This window comes from Streptomyces sp. NPDC029044, from assembly GCF_040637495.1.
In the GTDB taxonomy this organism is placed as follows: domain Bacteria; phylum Actinomycetota; class Actinomycetes; order Streptomycetales; family Streptomycetaceae; genus Streptomyces.
This window is the reverse complement of sequence record NZ_JBEZWN010000010.1, coordinates 170,734-186,729: the sequence shown is the minus strand read 5'-3', so window position 1 is coordinate 186,729 and position 15,996 is coordinate 170,734. Positions and strand designations below refer to the sequence as shown.

16 protein-coding genes are annotated in these 15,996 nt (G+C 70.4%); 11 read left to right on the top strand and 5 right to left on the bottom strand.

Annotation, left to right across the window (positions count from 1 at the left end; genetic code table 11):
• The 7 genes from AB0E85_RS12400 to ccsB all read left to right on the top strand — a co-directional run.
• A partial coding sequence (locus tag AB0E85_RS12400; RefSeq protein WP_361925336.1) for a glutamate-1-semialdehyde 2,1-aminomutase occupies window positions 1-949 on the top strand: 949 nt, incomplete at its 5' end.
• The gene (locus tag AB0E85_RS12395; protein ID WP_361925334.1) at window positions 946-1,647 is read left to right on the top strand and encodes a histidine phosphatase family protein; all 702 of its coding nucleotides are present in this window, start codon (window positions 946-948) and stop codon (window positions 1,645-1,647) included. The genes AB0E85_RS12400 and AB0E85_RS12395, both read left to right, overlap by 4 nt.
• Before the next feature lie 172 nt (window positions 1,648-1,819).
• On the top strand, window positions 1,820-3,115 hold the full coding sequence (locus tag AB0E85_RS12390) for a hypothetical protein (protein WP_361925332.1): 1,296 nt from the start codon (window positions 1,820-1,822) through the stop codon (window positions 3,113-3,115).
• Between the two features lie 66 nt (window positions 3,116-3,181).
• Window positions 3,182-3,829 carry a TlpA disulfide reductase family protein gene (locus tag AB0E85_RS12385; RefSeq protein ID WP_361925330.1) on the top strand — a complete coding sequence of 216 codons (648 nt, stop codon included), beginning with the start codon at window positions 3,182-3,184 and terminating at the stop codon, window positions 3,827-3,829.
• Window positions 3,830-3,842: 13 nt separating this feature from the next.
• Window positions 3,843-4,616, top strand: coding sequence for a cytochrome c biogenesis protein CcdA (locus AB0E85_RS12380; protein ID WP_361925328.1), 774 nt, complete (start codon window positions 3,843-3,845; stop codon window positions 4,614-4,616).
• Between the two features lie 3 nt (window positions 4,617-4,619).
• Entirely contained in the window at window positions 4,620-6,362 is a 1,743-nt protein-coding gene (locus AB0E85_RS12375) for a cytochrome c biogenesis protein ResB (protein WP_361925326.1), read from the top strand.
• Window positions 6,359-7,438, top strand: coding sequence for a c-type cytochrome biogenesis protein CcsB (gene ccsB / locus AB0E85_RS12370; protein ID WP_361925324.1), 1,080 nt, complete (start codon window positions 6,359-6,361; stop codon window positions 7,436-7,438). The genes AB0E85_RS12375 and ccsB overlap by 4 nt, the downstream gene beginning before the upstream one ends.
• Before the next feature lie 15 nt (window positions 7,439-7,453).
• Here ccsB and AB0E85_RS12365 read toward each other — a convergent pair whose 3' ends face one another.
• The 3 genes from AB0E85_RS12365 to AB0E85_RS12355 all read right to left on the bottom strand — a co-directional run bounded on the left by AB0E85_RS12365 (window position 7,454) and on the right by AB0E85_RS12355 (window position 10,229).
• A complete protein-coding gene (locus AB0E85_RS12365) occupies window positions 7,454-8,866 on the bottom strand; it encodes a condensation domain-containing protein (RefSeq protein ID WP_361925322.1) in 1,413 nt (470 codons plus the stop codon).
• A gap of 135 nt (window positions 8,867-9,001) precedes the next feature.
• A complete protein-coding gene (locus tag AB0E85_RS12360; protein WP_361925320.1) occupies window positions 9,002-9,466 on the bottom strand; it encodes a nucleoside deaminase in 465 nt (154 codons plus the stop codon).
• On the bottom strand, window positions 9,459-10,229 hold the full coding sequence (locus AB0E85_RS12355; protein WP_361925318.1) for a MerR family transcriptional regulator: 771 nt from the start codon (window positions 10,227-10,229) through the stop codon (window positions 9,459-9,461). The genes AB0E85_RS12360 and AB0E85_RS12355 overlap by 8 nt, the downstream gene beginning before the upstream one ends.
• Window positions 10,230-10,310: 81 nt before the next feature.
• On the opposite strand from AB0E85_RS12355, the gene uvrA reads away from it, so the two are divergent.
• Window positions 10,311-12,773, top strand: a complete 2,463-nt coding sequence (gene uvrA, locus AB0E85_RS12350) for an excinuclease ABC subunit UvrA (RefSeq protein ID WP_361925316.1) — start codon at window positions 10,311-10,313, stop codon at window positions 12,771-12,773.
• A gap of 172 nt (window positions 12,774-12,945) precedes the next feature.
• Window positions 12,946-13,932, top strand: a complete 987-nt coding sequence (locus tag AB0E85_RS12345) for a ferritin-like protein (RefSeq protein ID WP_361925314.1) — start codon at window positions 12,946-12,948, stop codon at window positions 13,930-13,932.
• Here the strand turns inward: AB0E85_RS12345 and AB0E85_RS12340 are convergent.
• Window positions 13,913-14,548: a hypothetical protein gene (locus tag AB0E85_RS12340; RefSeq protein ID WP_361925312.1), complete on the bottom strand. Its 636-nt coding sequence runs from the start codon at window positions 14,546-14,548 to the stop codon at window positions 13,913-13,915. The two genes, AB0E85_RS12345 and AB0E85_RS12340, sit on opposite strands and share 20 nt — an antisense overlap.
• Before the next feature lie 104 nt (window positions 14,549-14,652).
• On the opposite strand from AB0E85_RS12340, the gene AB0E85_RS12335 reads away from it, so the two are divergent.
• On the top strand, window positions 14,653-15,591 hold the full coding sequence (locus AB0E85_RS12335) for a helix-turn-helix transcriptional regulator (protein ID WP_361925310.1): 939 nt from the start codon (window positions 14,653-14,655) through the stop codon (window positions 15,589-15,591).
• On the top strand, window positions 15,539-15,649 hold the full coding sequence (locus AB0E85_RS12330) for a DUF397 domain-containing protein (protein ID WP_361925358.1): 111 nt from the start codon (window positions 15,539-15,541) through the stop codon (window positions 15,647-15,649). Before AB0E85_RS12335 ends, AB0E85_RS12330 begins: the two co-directional genes overlap by 53 nt.
• A gap of 3 nt (window positions 15,650-15,652) precedes the next feature.
• Here the strand turns inward: AB0E85_RS12330 and AB0E85_RS12325 are convergent, their stop codons facing one another.
• Complete coding sequence (locus AB0E85_RS12325; protein ID WP_033314049.1) at window positions 15,653-15,940, bottom strand: PLD nuclease N-terminal domain-containing protein; 288 nt, start codon at window positions 15,938-15,940, stop codon at window positions 15,653-15,655.
• Between the last annotated feature and the right edge of the window lie 56 nt (window positions 15,941-15,996).

The window sequence follows — 15,996 nt, the reverse complement described above, 5'->3', positions numbered from 1 at the left end:
CGGTACCGAGGCGACCATGTCCGCGATCCGGCTCGCGCGCGGGTTCACGCAGCGCACCAAGGTGATCAAGTTCGCCGGGTGCTACCACGGGCACGTCGACTCGCTGCTCGCCGCGGCCGGCAGCGGTGTCGCCACCTTCGCGCTGCCCGACACCCCGGGCGTCACCGGCGCCCAGGCCGGCGACACCATCGTCCTGCCGTACAACGACCTCGACGCCGTGCGCGAGGCCTTCCGGGCCCACCCGGGTGAGATCGCCTGCGTGATCACCGAGGCCTCCCCGGGCAACATGGGCGTCGTACCGCCCGCCGAGGGCTTCAACCAGGGCCTGAAGGACATCTGCTCCGAGAACGGCGCCCTCTACGTCTCCGACGAGGTCATGACCGGCTTCCGGACCAGCCGCGCCGGGTGGTTCGGGGTCGACGGCGTCGTCCCCGACCTGATGACCTTCGGCAAGGTCATGGGCGGCGGCTTCCCCGCGGCGGCCTTCGGCGGGCGGGCCGACGTGATGGCCCACCTGGCTCCGGCCGGGCCCGTCTACCAGGCCGGCACCCTCTCCGGTAACCCCGTCGCCACCGCCGCCGGGCTCGCCCAGCTGCGGCTCCTCGACGACGCCGCGTACGCCAAGGTCGACGCCGTGTCGAAGGAGATCCAAGGGCTCGTCACCGACGCCCTGACCAAGGAGGGCGTCGCGCACCGGCTCCAGACCGCCTCCAACATGTTCTCGGTGTTCTTCACCGACCGGCCGGTGCGCAACTACGAGGACGCCAAGACCCAGGAGTCCTTCCGCTTCACCGCGTTCTTCCACTCGCTGCTCGGAGCCGGCGTCTACCTGCCGCCGTCCTCCTTCGAGTCCTGGTTCGTGTCCACCGCGCACGACGAGCGGGCCGTGCAGAAGATCGCCGACGCCCTCCCGGCGGCGGCCCGCGCGGCGGCGGAGGCGACGGCATGAGCGGGACGACGAGCCCCGAGGGCGACAAGGACATCACGGTCGTCCACCTCATGCGGCACGGCGAGGTCGCCAACCCGGACGGCATCCTCTACGGCCGCCTCCCCGGCTACCACTTGTCCGACCTGGGCCGCCGGATGGCCGACCGGGTCGCGGAGCACCTGTCCGGACGCGATGTGACGCACGTCGTCGCCTCGCCGCTGGAGCGGGCGCAGGAGACGGCCGAGCCGATCGCGAAGGCGCACGGACTCGGTCTGGCCACGGACGAGCGGCTGATCGAGGCCGACAACATCTTCCAGGGCAAGACGTTCGGCGTCGGGGACGGGGCGCTGCGCAAGCCCGGCAACTGGAAGCACCTGGTCAATCCGTTCCGGCCGTCCTGGGGCGAGCCGTACGTGGACCAGGTCGTCCGCATGATGAGCGCGCTGAGCGCGGCGAAGGACAAGGCCCGCGGGCACGAGGCGGTCGTGGTCAGCCACCAGCTGCCCATCTGGATCGTCCGGTCCTACGTCGAACGCCGCCGCCTCTGGCACGACCCGCGCAGGCGCCAGTGCACCCTCGCCTCGCTGACGACCTTCACGTACCAGGGCGACCGGATCGTCTCCGTCGGGTACTCCGAGCCGGCCCGTGACCTCGTCCCGGCCCACCTCCTCGCCGGCGCGAAGCCGGTGAAGGGCCAGGACAAGGCGTTCGGGGCGTAACTCCTCAAGCCCGTCCACGGGGGCGTTCGGCAGGCTGGCCAGGCCTTTCGTTCGCCCCCTTCTGATCACTTACGAGCCTTTCGTTACGGAATCTGCGCAATTAAGCGGAACCTCCCCGTTCCTCGCGTCCTCTGACTGGGTGACCAGCACGACGTGACGAATCGGGGATGCCATGCGCGCTCTCTCCCGCAGGGGAATGCTCGGACTCGGCGCGGGAGCCGCCGCCGCCTCGCTCGCCGGATGCGGTGGGCTCACGGGCTCGGACGATTCCGGCCCTGCCGGCGGTTCCGGCGGCGACTCCGTGCAGGGCGGGTCGAAGCCGAAGCCGAAGCCGAGCGCCCGCCCCATCGGCGACGGATCGACCAGCCACACCGGCAAGCAGCCCCACCAGCCCGCCAGGCCCGAGCCGCTGGAGCCGGGGCAGACCCCGCCGCAGTTCGTCGTGTTCTCCTGGGACGGCGCCGGCGAGGTCGGCAACGGCCTCTTCCCGCGCTTCCTGGACCTCGCCAGGGAGCACGGCGCGGGCATGACCTTCTTCCTGTCCGGGCTGTACCTGCTGCCCGAGTCGAAGAAGCGTCTCTACAACCCCCCGAACAACCCGCGCGGCGCGTCAGACATCGGCTACCTCACCGACGAGCACGTCAAGGACACGCTGAAGAACGTCCGCCGGGCGTGGCTGGAAGGCCACGAGATCGGCACCCACTTCAACGGGCACTTCTGCGGCGAGTCCCACGGCTCGGTCAAGAACTGGACGCCCCGGCAGTGGCGCAGCGAGATCGACCAGGCGAAGTCCTTCGTCAAGGAGTGGCGCACCAACACCGGCTGGACCGACCTGCCGTCGCTGCCGTTCGACTACGACAAGGAACTCGTCGGCGGCCGTACGCCCTGCCTGCTCGGCCAGGACAACCTGCTGCCCACCGCCCGCGAGCTCGGCTGGCGCTACGACGCCTCCTCGCCCGGCGGCCTCCAGGTCTGGCCGACGAAGAAGCAGGGGATCTGGGACCTGCCCCTCCAGCAGATACCTTTCCCCGGCCGTGGCTTCGAGGTCCTGTCGATGGACTACAACATGCTCGCCAACCAGTCCCTCGCGACCACGAAGGCACCCGCCCACAACTACCCGGGCTGGCGCAAGCAGTCGGCGCAGGCGTACATCCAGGGATTCAAGCGGGCATACGAGACAAACCGGGCACCCTTCTTCATCGGCAACCACTTCGAACAGTGGAACGGCGGCATCTACATGGACGCCGTCGAGGAGGCCTTCCAGCACATCGCGCGCGAGAAGGAGAAGGGCGCGGATGTGCGTCTCGTCTCCTTCCGGCAGTTCACCGACTGGCTGGACGTGCAGAAGCCCGAGGTGCTCGACAAGCTCCGCACCCTCGGCGTCGGACAGCAGCCGGCAGGCGGCTGGCGGGAGTTCACCGGCAAGGCCTCCACGCCCAGCGGAGACGCCTCACGGAACGCCGCCTGAAATGCGGTTTTCCGCCCGCAAGGGGGGTGGGCGAGACCCCCAGAACGGGCATGCGAAACTTTTCACATGAGTGCCGACAGCGCCCCCCAGCGTTCGAACCGCACGACCCGTGCCACCGAGCGCACCCGCCGTGTCCGCCGCAGCGCCGCCCTGACCGCCTCTCTCGCCGCGACCGCGCTGCTCGTCACCGCGTGCGGCTCCGGCGGCACCTCCGGCGGGGGCGGCAACACCAACTTCGTCACCGGCACCGACGGCATCGCCACGGCCACCAAGGGCGAGCGCACCCCGGCTCCCGACCTGTCCGGCAAGACCATCGCCGGCAAGACCCTCGACGTCGCCGACTACAAGGGCAAGGTCGTCGTCCTCAACGTCTGGGGTTCCTGGTGCAACCCCTGCCGCGCCGAGGCCAAGTACTTCGCGAAGGTCTCCAAGGAGTACGCCGGCAAGGGCGTGCAGTTCGTCGGCATCAACACCCGCGACACCTCCACCGGCGCCGCCCTCGCCTTCGAGAAGGACTGGGGCATCACCTACCCCAGCCTCTACGACCCGACCGGCAAGCTGCTGCTGCGCTTCAAGAAGGGCACGCTCAACCCGCAGGCGATCCCCTCCACGCTCATCCTCGACCGCGACGGCAAGATCGCGGCCCGTTCACTGTCCGCGCTCAGCGAGGAACGGCTGCTCAAGATGCTCAAGCCCGTCGTCGCCGAGAAGTAAGCGGAGTAGTGACGTGAGCGCAGTCACCACGCTCGCCGCGGTCGCGGACCCCAACGGCACGGTGCTCAACGGCGCCCTGCTCGTGGCCCTGCCGATCGCGCTGCTCGGCGGACTCGTCTCCTTCTTCTCTCCGTGCGTCCTGCCGCTGGTGCCCGGATACCTGTCCTACGTGACAGGGGTCGCCGGCACCGACCTCGCCGAGGCCCGGCGCGGCCGGATGGTCGCGGGCGCCTCCCTGTTCGTGCTCGGCTTCACCGCCGTGTTCGTCTCCACCGGGGCGCTGTTCGGCTACTTCGGACAGACGCTCCAGGAACAGCAGGGCGTCCTGTCCAAGGTGCTCGGCGTCCTCATGATCCTCATGGGCGTCTTCTTCATGGGCCTGATGCCCTGGCTCACCCAGCGGGAGTTCCGCTTCCACCGGCGGCCTGTGACCGGGCTGGTCGGCGCGCCCCTGCTCGGCGCGCTGTTCGGCATCGGCTGGACGCCCTGCATCGGCCCCACCCTCGCCTCCGTGCTGGCCCTCTCCTCCGACCAGGGCAGCGCCGGACGCGGAGCCGTCCTGACCATCGCGTACTGTCTGGGCCTGGGCGTGCCCTTCGTGCTCGCCGCGGTCGCCTTCCGCAAGGCCCTCGGAGCCTTCGGCTGGATCAAGCGCCACTACGTCTGGGTGATGCGGATCGGCGGCACCATGATGATCGTGACCGGTCTGCTCCTGCTGACCGGCGCGTGGGACCGCATCGTGCAGGAGATGCAGGTCTGGTCCGACGGCTTCACTGTGGGGATCTGATCGATGAGCAAGACCACCGCCTCCGACCCGGCCCCCTCCGCCGCCGAGGACCAGGAGCTGGGCGACGCCGGCTCCCAGCTGTCCACCGCCCCCAAGGAGGAGGCGCCCAACCTGCCCGCCCTGGGCGTCATCGGCTGGGCCCGCTGGTTCTGGCGGCAGCTGACCTCCATGCGGGTCGCGCTCCTGCTGCTCCTGCTGCTCTCCCTCGGCGCGATCCCGGGCTCGCTCATCCCGCAGTCCGGCCAGGACGAGACGAAGGTCGCCGACTTCCGCAAGGGCAACCCCACCCTGGGCGACATCTACGACAAGCTCGGCCTGTTCCACGTCTACAGCTCGGTGTGGTTCTCCGCGATCTACATCCTGCTGTTCGTCTCCCTCATCGGCTGCATCGTGCCCCGCACCTGGCAGTTCGTCGGCCAGCTGCGCGGCCTGCCGCCCGGCGCGCCCCGGCGGCTGACCCGGCTGCCCGCGCACACCACCTGGCGCACCACGGCCGAGCCCGAGCAGGTCCACCAGGCCGCCCTGGCCCTGCTGAAGAAGCGCCGCTTCCGCACCCATCTCACCGGGGACGCCGTCGCCGCCGAGAAGGGCTACCTGCGCGAGACGGGCAACCTCGTCTTCCACATCGCCCTCATCGTGATGCTGATCGCCTTCGCCTGGGGCCAGCTCTTCAAGTCCGAGGGCAACAAGCTCGTCGTCGAGGGTGACGGCTTCTCCAACACCCTCACCCAGTACGACGACTTCAAGTCCGGCAACCTCTTCACCTCCGACGACCTGGTGCCGTTCAGCTTCAACCTGAAGAAGTTCACCGGCACCTATGAGCGCACCGGCCCCAACAAGGGCACCCCGCGCATCTACAAGGCCGACATCACCTACAGCTCCGGCGCCTACGGCAAGGACCGGAACGACACCGTCGAGGTGAACCACCCGCTGGAGATCGGCGACTCCAAGGTCTACCTCGTCAGCCACGGCTACGCCCCGGTCATCACCGTCCGCGACGCCAAGGGCAAGGTCGTCTTCGACGACGCCGTGCCGCTGCTGCCGCTGGACGCCAACGTGACCTCCTCCGGCGTCGTCAAGGTCCTCGACGGCTACCGCAACGCGCAGGGCAAGAAGGAGCAGCTCGGCTTCAACGCCTTCTTCGTGCCGACCTTCGGCGGCTCCGCCAGCGGCACGATGCTGTCCCAGTTCCCCGCGCTGGACAATCCGCTGCTCGCGCTGTCCGCCTACCACGGCGACCTCGGGGCCGACTCGGGCATCCCGCAGAGCGTGTACCAGATGGACCGCACCAACATGAAGGAGTTCAAGGACTCGAAGGGCAAGCTGTTCAAGAAGCTGCTGAAGCCCGGCGAGACCATGAAGCTCCCGAACGGCGCCGGTTCGGTCACCTTCGGCAAGGACATCAAGGAGTGGGCCGGCTTCCAGGTCGTCCAGCAGCCCGGCAGCGGCTGGGCCCTCGCCGGTGCCCTCGCCGCGATCGGCGGCCTCGCCGCCTCCCTGTTCATCCAGCGCCGCCGCGTCTGGGTGCGCGCGGTCAAGGGCGCCGACGGCGTCACCGTCGTCGAGATGGCCGGCCTCGGCCGCAGCGAGTCCGCCAAGGTCCCCGAGGAGCTCGGCCACCTCGCCGGCGACCTCTACGAACAGGCACCGGGCGCTCCCGACCCCGGCACCCCCGCAGATTCCCCCGACCCCGCCCAGGAGCCGGGTACCGAAACCCCCGTACCTGCCGAAGGGGCTGAGAAGTGACTCTCGCCGCCGCCACCAACGAAAACCTCGCGCAGATCAGCAACGTGCTGATCTACTCCGCGATGGCCGTCTACACCCTGGCCTTCTTCGCGTACATCGCCGAATGGCTCTTCGGCAGCCGCAGCAAGGTCGCCAGGACCGCGGCCGCGCTCACCAGCAAGCCGGACGCCGAGAAGGCCCCGGCCGTCACCGTGAACCAGTCCGGCGGCACCGCCGTGCTGGAGCGGCCGAAGGTCACCGTGCGGGCCGCGGCCGGCCGGCGCGACGTGCCGGACGGCCCCGGGGCGCACGGCGGGGACGAGCAGGGCGACCTGTACGGCCGGATCGCCATCTCCCTCACGGTGCTCGCCTTCCTTGTCGAGTTCGGCGGTGTCCTCACCCGCGCCCTGTCGGTGGAGCGCGCCCCGTGGGGCAACATGTACGAGTTCAACATCACGTTCTCCACGGTCGCGGTCGGCGTGTACCTCGGACTGCTGGCGCTGAAGAAGAACGTGCGCTGGCTCGGCCTGTTCCTGATCACGTCGGTCCTGCTCGACCTGGGCCTGGCGGTCACGGTCCTCTACACCGCCAGCGACCAGCTGGTCCCGGCGCTGCACTCGTACTGGCTGTACATCCACGTCTCGACGGCGATCTTCTGCGGCGCGGTCTTCTACGTCGGCGCGGTCGGCACGATCCTGTACCTGTTCAAGGACTCCTACGAGAGCAAGCTCGCGAGCGGCGGCACGCCCGGCACCTTCGCGACCTCCGTCCTGGAGCGGCTGCCCTCCTCCGCCTCCCTCGACAAGTTCTCCTACCGCGTCAACGCGGCAGTCTTCCCGCTGTGGACGTTCACGATCATCGCGGGCGCCATCTGGGCCGGCGACGCCTGGGGCCGCTACTGGGGCTGGGACCCCAAGGAGACCTGGTCCTTCATCACCTGGGTCGCCTACGCCTGCTACCTGCACGCCCGCGCCACCGCCGGCTGGAAGGGCCGCAAGGCCGCCTACCTGGCCCTCATCGCCTTCGGCTGCTGGCTGTTCAACTACTACGGCGTGAACATCTTCGTCTCCGGCAAGCACTCCTACGCGGGCGTGTAGGCCCCGCCGGGGCACTCACCGCCGTGGCGCGGGAGCGTGGTCCGCGACCGACACGATGATGTCGCGCAGCCGGTCGGCGTACAGCCGCAGGTTCTTGTGCGCGACATCGGTGTCCGGGTAGCGGGCCGCGAACCACAGGCCCTCGTGGAGCCGGGTGACCCAGGCGCAGACCTGGTCGCCGTAGGACACCCGGATCAGGCCGTAGGCGTTGCGTTCGGCCCAGGTCGTGGACTCGGGGATGTCACGGGCGTCGGCGAACGACACGATCGAGTACATGTCGGGGGACGTCGGCCGGAAGTCCGCGCCGAGCAGCCGCAGCACCCTCGCCAGCGGCATGCGCGCCAGCGGCCGGGTGGCGTGCAGCGCGGCGCGTACGGTCTTCAGCGCGGCGGGGAAGTCGGGCGCCCCGTCGACGGGGACCTCGATCGGCGCGCCGCCGACGTACCAGCCCACCGAGTCCGAGTACGCGGACTTCGCCCGGGTGTGGAAGGGCACCACCGTCCGGTAGACGGGCTCACCGCCGATCTCGTGGACGATCAGGGCCGTCGCCGCCAGCAGCCCGACCAGGGAACCCCCGAAGGGGCGGCAGTACGCCTCGAACGCGGCGGCGGCGTCCGCGTCCACGAGCATCTCGCGCATGAGCTTCTGCGTCGGCAGCGCGCCGCCGGGCTCCAGGCCGAGGTCGACGGGGAAGCTCGGCAGCCGCCCGTCGCAGCGGCGGATGAACTCCCGCCAGCGGGCGACGATCTCGTGGTCCGCGTCGAGCCGGTCCGCGTCCGCCCGCTCGGCCTCGCAGAAGTCGACGTAGCTGGAGACCGGCGGCTGCTCCGGGTCGCGGCCGGTGAGACGGGCGGCGTACAGCTCCTGGATCTCCGCCGGGATGCGGTAGATGGAGAACGCGTCGACGTTGCTGTGGTCGAAGGCCATGTACACGCTGGTGGAGTCGTCCCGGACGACGGCCGTGTAGATGAGGTTGGGCCAGCGCAGCGCGTCGGCGGTGGTGTCGAAGCGGTCCTGGAGGTGCTGGGCCAGGGCCGCCGGGTCGGTGAACTCCCCGGCGTCCTTGCGGTGCAGCGACACGGCGTCCGCGTCGAGTGTGAAGCGGCGCAGACAGTCACCGGGCCCGCCCGCCCAGCGGAAGCCGCTGCGCAGCGTCTCGTGCCGCAGCGTCCAGCCGCGCAGCGCCGCGCCGAGGGCGTCCAGGTCGGCCCGGCCCGGGAGGTCGAAGGCGGCGCCGATCCAGGTCGGGACGAACAGCCCGTCCTCGCGCACCGACCGCGCCGTCCGCAGGTGCGACTCCTGGATGTAGGCGGGCGGCCGGGAGTCCTCCGGCAGCGCCTTCGCCGTCGCGACGGTCGCCGGACTGAGCGTCCATTCGACGAGTCGTCCAGGCCGGACCTCGCAGCGCTGGATGTCGGTCATTCGCACGGGGCGTCTCCGTTCGCAGATGGGACAGACCCGATCAAGGGAATGCCGAGCCGGCCACCGGCCACACCGCGTGTCGTCACATTTCAGGAGAACGGATGGCATCTCGAACGGCGATGCGGGGCCCGCCCCAGGTGCTCAGTTGACGCCGATGTCCTCGTGCCAGAGCGCGGGGTGTTCCGCGATGAAAGCGCGCATCAGCCCGGCGCACTCGGCGTCGTCCAACAGCACGATCTCCACACCGTGTTCGGCCAGCCAGTCGTGGCCGCCGTGGAAGGTGGCGGCCTCGCCGATCACCACCCGGGAGATGCCGAACTGCCGCACCAGGCCGGAGCAGTACCAGCACGGGGACAGGGTCGTCACCATCGTCGTGCCCCGGTAGGAGCGCTGCCGCCCGGCCGCGCGGAAGGCGGCGGTCTCCGCGTGCAGGGACGGATCGCCGTCCTGAACGCGGCGGTTGTGGCCGCGGCCCAGCAGGGTGCCGTCGGCGCCGTACAGCGCCGCACCGATCGGGATGCCGCCCTCGGCGAGCCCGGAGCGGGCCTCTGCGACAGCGGTCGTCAGCCATGCGCGTGCCTGTGCCTGGTCCATGACCTCATCCATGACCGTTCTCCCCTCCTGCGGAACCTCCCGCCGGCTCTGTCGCCGCCCCGGCCGCGCTGCATAGGTCGAGGTAGGTGTGCAGGGCGCCCGCGCCCTCGATCATCACCCTGCTGCGGGCCGTCAGGGCCTGGCCGCGGGCCGCGACGGCAGCGCGTAGCGCCGCACTGCTGCCCTCCCGTCGCAGTCCCTCCAGCACCGGCCGGATCTGGTCGAACAAGTAGTGGCTGCGGCGCAGGGTGTGCACGAGCCGGGCGTCGCGCACATCGGCCGGCTCGTAGACCCGGTAACCCGTCGCGCGCTCCCGGCCCGGCGTGAGCAGCCCGGCCCCCTCCCACACCCGCAGCGCGGAGGTCCGTACGCCCAGCAGCACGGCCACCTCGCCGATGCGCAGGCCGCCGGAGCGGGGGAGCGGGGCCGGGGGTTCCAGCGCCAGCAGTTCCAGGGCCTCGCTCGCCGCCCGCAGGGACACCCGCTCCTCGTGCAGGGCGGCATGCGCGGCGTCGACCAGCGCGAGCGCGCCCGGGACGTCCCCCGCGTGCAGGGTCCGCATGATCCCCGCCGCCGTCACCGGCCCGTACCCCCGCATCAGCGCCCGGTACGCCAGCAGCGCGCCGCGGTGCACCTCCCCGAAGACGCGGTAGCCGGACGCGGTGCGCGCGGCCGGCGGGAGCACACCGGCGTCCTCGTAGTTGCGGATCTGCTGCGCCGAGACACCGGCGAGCCGGGCCAGGTCGACGGGGCGGAGGCGGCGGTCGTTCGTCATCGATTTGAAGGTTACGGCAGGAAACAGCCGGTGGACCTCGCCCAAGTCTCAATAGAGCACTTAAATGGAAGACTTGAAGGAATGGACGACTGCATCCGCGTCACCGGCGCACGCCTGAACAACCTCAAGAACGTCTCCCTCTCCCTGCCGAAGAACAAGCTGGTCGTCCTGACCGGCCTCTCCGGCTCAGGCAAGTCCACCCTCGCCTTCGACACCCTCCACCGGGAGGGCCAGCGGCAGTACCTGGAGTCGCTGGGCATGGTCACCGGCTTCGTCAGCAAGCCCGCCGTCGACTCGATCACCGGCCTGTCCCCGTCCATCAGCGTCGACCAGCACCTCACCAACCGCAGCCCCCGCTCCACGGTCGGCACGGTCACCGAGGTCTTCACCTACCTGCGGCTGCTCTGGTCGCGCATCGGGATCCGGCCCTGCCCCGGCTGCGGCAAGGACATCCCGCCGTCCTACGCCGACGGCGCCGAGGCCGACGAGGACGCCGAGCCCGAGCAGCGGCCCTGCCCCCACTGCTCCACGCCGGTGCCCGAACTGGTCATGGGCTCCTTCTCCTTCAACAAGCCCACCGGAGCCTGCCCGGCCTGCACCGGCCTGGGCGAGGTGATCCGCCCCGACCTACGGCGCCTGGTCGACGACGGCAAGCCGGTCGCGCAGGGGGCGGTGAGGGGCTGGAACGCGAAGCACACCGAGTGGAGCCTGCCCGTGCTGCGGGCCGCCGCCGCCCACTACGGCTTCACCTTCGACACGGACACGGCGTTCGGCGAACTCGACTTCGTACAGCGGGCCTTGCTCCTGCACGGCGTCGAAAGCCCGGAGTTCCGGCGGCACTTCCCCGACACTGCACCACCCGCGACCGTGGCGGCGGGCCGTTTCGAAGGCGTCGCCACGGCACTGCTGCGGCGCTACAGCGACCGCGCCGACGACCCCGACTACCGCGAACGGGCCGAGCAGCAGGGCCTGGTGAAGCAGCCCTGCGGGGAGTGCGGCGGGACCCGGCTGTGCGCCCCGGCCCGGGCGGTGACCGTGCACGGCCTCACCGTCGTCGAGGCCGCACGGCTGCCGCTGACCGACCTCGGCGCCTGGCTGACCGGCCTGCGCGAGCGGTCGGACGGGGACGAGTGGCTGCTCGTGGAGCCGGTCGTGGCCGACCTGGAGGAGCGCGTCCGGCGCCTGCTGGACGTCGGCGTCGGCTACCTCACGCTGGGCCAGGCCACACCCAGCCTCTCCGCCGGCGAGACCCAGCGGCTGCGCCTGGCCGCCCTGCTCGGCTCCGGCCTGACCGGCGTCCTCTACGTCCTGGACGAGCCGACCATCGGCCTGCACCCCTCGGACACCGCCCGTCTGATCGGGGTCCTGCGCCGCCTGCGCGACCTGGGCAACACCGTGCTCGTCGTCGAGCACGACCTGGAGGTGCTGCGGGCGGCGGACCACGTCGTCGACGTCGGGCCGGGGGCGGGCCGGGACGGCGGGCGGATCGTCGCCGAGGGCACGCCGGAGGAGGTGGCCCGGGCCGAGGGCTCCGTGACCGGCGCGTACCTGTCGGGCCGGCTCCCCGCACCTCGGTCGCGCGGCCGCGGGGACGGCGACGCGGCGCTGCTGATCAGGGGAGCCCGGGCCCACAACCTCAAGGACGTCACCGTACGGATCCCGCTGGGGCGGCTGGTGACGGTCACCGGCCCGTCCGGCTCGGGGAAGTCGACCCTGCTGCTGGACATCCTCGGCCGGGCCGCCCGCCGGCACTTCCACGGAGCGGGGGAGCTGCCCGCCGAGCACGACGGCATCGACGGCTGGGAGCACCTGTCCAAGGCCGTCCTCATCGACCAGGCGCCGGTCGGCCGCGTGCCCCGTTCCAACGCGGCGACATACTCGGACGTCTTCACCCCGATCCGCGAGGCCTTCGCGAGGGCCGGACGACTGCCCGCGGGCCGCTTCTCCTTCAACGTGCCGGGCGGCCGGTGCGAACGCTGCGAGGGCGCCGGTGTGCTGACGGTCCGCATGCACTTCCTCCCCGCGGTCCCGGTGCGCTGCCCGGGCTGCCGTGGGCGGCGCTTCCGGCCCGAGGTGCTCGCCGTCCGGTACGCGGGCCACGACATCGCTGAGGTGCTCCAGGCGACGGTGGACGAGGCGCTGGAGGTCTTCCGGGACGTGCCCGCCGTGGCCGGACGGCTGCGCCGCATGGCGGACGTGGGCCTCGGCTACCTCCCGCTGGGCCAGCCGGCCACCACGCTGTCCGGCGGCGAGGCCCAACGCCTCAAATTGGCCAGGGAGTTGGGCCGCAGGGCGGCCGACCGCACGCTCTACGTCCTCGACGAGCCGACGACGGGCCTGCACGCCGCCGACACGGCCCGGCTGCTGGGCGCCCTGCAACGGCTGGTGGACGCGGGGCACTCCGTCCTCACCATCGAGCACAACACGGACGTCATGCGGGCCTCCGACTGGCTGATCGACCTCGGGCCGGTCGGCGGAGCGGGCGGCGGAAGGGTGATGGCGGAGGGAGCCGGATGGGCTGCGCCCGGTACGGGGGCGTCGTAGGCTCGTGAATATCGGGGATTCGCGTCGGAAAAAGGCGAAACTCAGATGCGCCTTCTGAGGGTGCACGAGCGCGGCGGGGAAGTGACTTCCTATGGCGACATCCGTCAGCTATCGGAGCAGCAGAATCGTCGAATTGATGGACGCGCGTGAGGGTCAGCGTGATTCCGAATGGTTGAAGGACGCACTTCAGCAGGCCGTCATGCTGGAGCTCTCGACGCTTCCGCCGTATCTGTGCGCCCTGTGGTCCATCGAGGACCAGGAGTCCGACGTGGCCCACGCCATCCGCCGCGTCGTCTTCGACGAGATGTCGCATCTGGGGCTCGCCGGAAATCTGCTGACGACGATCGGGGGCATGCCCCGCCTTGCCGACGCCCGGACGGCCCCGAAATACCCGGGCCCGCTGCCCGGAGGCGTGCGCCCGGACCTGACCGTCTTCCTGAGCGGGCTGACCAGGGAATCCCTGGATCTGTTCTCCCGCATCGAGGAACCCGACGACCCGGTCACGGTGGAGAGCGGCGGGCACACGTCCATCGGGGCCTTCTACTCGGCGATCGGCGAGGCATTCCGGCAGCACCCGGAGCTGATCACCGGCACCCAGCAGATACGACGGCTCATGTCGCACCACGGCGAGGGCAACGACGTGCTGGAGATCACCTCGCTCGCCGACGCCGAGAAGGCCATCGGCATCATCAAGGAACAGGGCGAGGGCACGGCGGCCTCGCCGGACAATCCGCACCCCGGAGAGCAGGGGGAACTCGCCCACTTCTATGTCTTCCGCGAACTCTTCCACGGCCGCAGGCTGATCAGGACCTCAGAGAACCCCGACCGGTGGGAATTCGCCGGAGACGCCATACCCATGCCCTCCGCCCTTCCCATGGGGACGGTTCCGGCAGGCGGCTGGGAAACCGGGGGCCTGCCGGCACCGGATGAGGAGACGAGGCAGCGGCTGGTGGACGTCAACCTCCAGTACAGCGAGATGCTGAGATTCCTCGAACGGGCCTGGCAGGCCACTGCGACGGCCGACATGCAGAGAAACCTCTCGGCCGCCGTGACCCGGATGCGTCTCCTCGTGGAACCCTCCCAGCTCCTGATGCAGCGCGCACTGCCCGACGGGAGCGGCAGGACCTACGGGCCGGAATTCAGATACGTGGATCCCTGATCGCCGACCGTGCCCTGACCTGTTCGAGTACGGCGTAGTCCGCGAAGCTGCGGCGGTAGCGCAGGTGCCTCGTCTCCTGGGTGTGCCTGCGCTGCCACTCCTCCACCTCGCCGGGCCCCTGGCACCGGCCCGAACTCGCCCCGCAGTCCTCCTCCTCACCGGAGACGCAGCACGCCTCGTACTCGGGCAGCGCCGACGCGTCCTGCACGATCGTGTACGGCACGTACCGGAAGATCCTGCGGCCGCTCGACTCCCCACCGTGCTCCGCGCGTTGGTGCTGGCGCAGCAGCACGTTCGCGTCGGTCACCGCACTGCCGTCGAACGCCGCGCGTGCGCGGTCCCGCCGGAGCGCCAGCTCCGCACAGCCCGCGCACCCGGGCACCGGGGAGGGCGGCCGGGTCGGATCGGCCGACAGCCCTTCCCTGGAACGGTCGTTGAGCGCGCGCACGCCCGCGCTGAGCCGCTCCTCCGGTGTCGCCTCGCGGATCCTCGCCGGGTCCGCCTGCCATTCCCGGCCGCCGCCGACCGGGCGCAGCATCACGTACGGGCCGGTCCTGTCCTGGTACAGGCCGACCTTGCACGTCTGCGGGTCGTAGACGAGCGTTCCCGGTTCCATTTCGCGCACCTCCGTCACTCTGGGTGTATCGAGCGTTGCGCACGGGAACAGTCCGGTTCAATGCTTGGCGTGTGACACCGGTGCACTGTCACGGAGGGGGAGCCGTGAGCCGACAGAACGGCGGGGCGAGTACGGCGGCGGTATTCGGGGAGGTCCTGCGGCACTTCCGTGAGGCCGCGCTGCTCACGCAGGAGGGCCTGGCCAGACAGATCCCGTGCGACCGCTCACATGTGGCGCGGGTCGAGGGCGGTACGAGGGTCCCGCAGGACACGTTCGCCAAGACCTGCGACGAACTGTTGGGCACGGGTGGGGTGTTGGCGCGGCTGTGGGCGCGGATCGACTGGTATCCGCAGGTGGAGCACCCCGACTGGTTCCGGCGGCGGGCGGAGATGGACGAGGTGGCCGTCTCCCTCCGGGAGTACCAGGAGCGAGTGATTCCGGGTTTGTTGCAGACGGCGGACTATGCGCAGTCGCTGTTCTCGCTGCTGGTGAGCGGTGCGGAGGTGGAAGAGCGAGTGCGGGCGCGACTGAGCCGTCAGCAGCGCTTCCTGGCAGAGGGCGGCCCGCTGTACATCGTCGTCCTCGACGAGAGCTGCCTGCGCAACATGATCGGCAGCCCGGGCGTGATGAGGGACCAGTGCGCGCACTTGCTCAACGTCGGACGGCGGCCCAACATCCGGATCCAGGTCGCCCCTGCCCGACGCCTCGGCCTGTTTCGCCCCAGTGGTTCCATGTCGCTGATCAAGCTGCCCGACGGGCACGAGTGGGTCTACTCGGAATCGCTGGATCGCGGCCATTTCAACGACGATCCGACCCTCTTGACGCGCCATAGCCACACCTATGATGTGCTCAGGGCGGACGCCCTGTCAGCTCCCCAGTCCGCCGCTCTGATCTACGAGACGATGGAGAGGTACGCGCATCATGGACGGGAACTCGCTGACCTGGATCAGGAGCAGTTACAGCGACGCCAACGGCGGCAACTGCATAGAAATAGCCCCCGGTTTCCCCGAAACCGTCCCCGTCCGCGACAGCAAGAACCCTGACGGGCCGGTCCTGGTCGTCACCCGGTCCGCCTGGGCGGCGTTCACGGCCGCTCTCTGACGATCACGGCTCGTCCCGCTTGGGGTCCTCGTCCTTGTCCTGGTCGAGCGACTTCAGGAAGTCGGGATTGTCATCCGGCGCCACCCACTTCCGGGGACGCTCCGCCGCCGGCACGCGCTTCTTGCCGGCGATGAGCCAGGAGATCGACCCGACGAGCGGAAACAGCAGGACAAGGATCGCCCACAGCGGCTTGGGCATGTGGCGGATCTCGTCGTCCTTCGTGCTGATGCAGTCGATGAACGCGTACACGCTGAGCGCCAGCGGCACGAGGAACATCAGTACCCGGAGCATGCGGCCTCTCAGCGAATCGGGTGGGTGGTTCCAGGCCAGGGTAGCGGCTCGGGGAT

Coding starts and splice junctions, on each gene's coding strand:
- AB0E85_RS12375 (WP_361925326.1), top strand. CDS start 4,620: ATGAGCAAGACCACCGCCTCCGACCCGGCCCCCTCCGCCGCCGAGGAC.
- AB0E85_RS12360 (WP_361925320.1), bottom strand. CDS start 9,466: ATGGATGAGGTCATGGACCAGGCACAGGCACGCGCATGGCTGACGACC.
- AB0E85_RS12395 (WP_361925334.1), top strand. CDS start 946: ATGAGCGGGACGACGAGCCCCGAGGGCGACAAGGACATCACGGTCGTC.
- AB0E85_RS12340 (WP_361925312.1), bottom strand. CDS start 14,548: ATGGAACCGGGAACGCTCGTCTACGACCCGCAGACGTGCAAGGTCGGC.
- AB0E85_RS12355 (WP_361925318.1), bottom strand. CDS start 10,229: ATGACGAACGACCGCCGCCTCCGCCCCGTCGACCTGGCCCGGCTCGCC.
- AB0E85_RS12385 (WP_361925330.1), top strand. CDS start 3,182: ATGAGTGCCGACAGCGCCCCCCAGCGTTCGAACCGCACGACCCGTGCC.
- AB0E85_RS12390 (WP_361925332.1), top strand. CDS start 1,820: ATGCGCGCTCTCTCCCGCAGGGGAATGCTCGGACTCGGCGCGGGAGCC.
- AB0E85_RS12325 (WP_033314049.1), bottom strand. CDS start 15,940: ATGCTCCGGGTACTGATGTTCCTCGTGCCGCTGGCGCTCAGCGTGTAC.
- uvrA (WP_361925316.1), top strand. CDS start 10,311: ATGGACGACTGCATCCGCGTCACCGGCGCACGCCTGAACAACCTCAAG.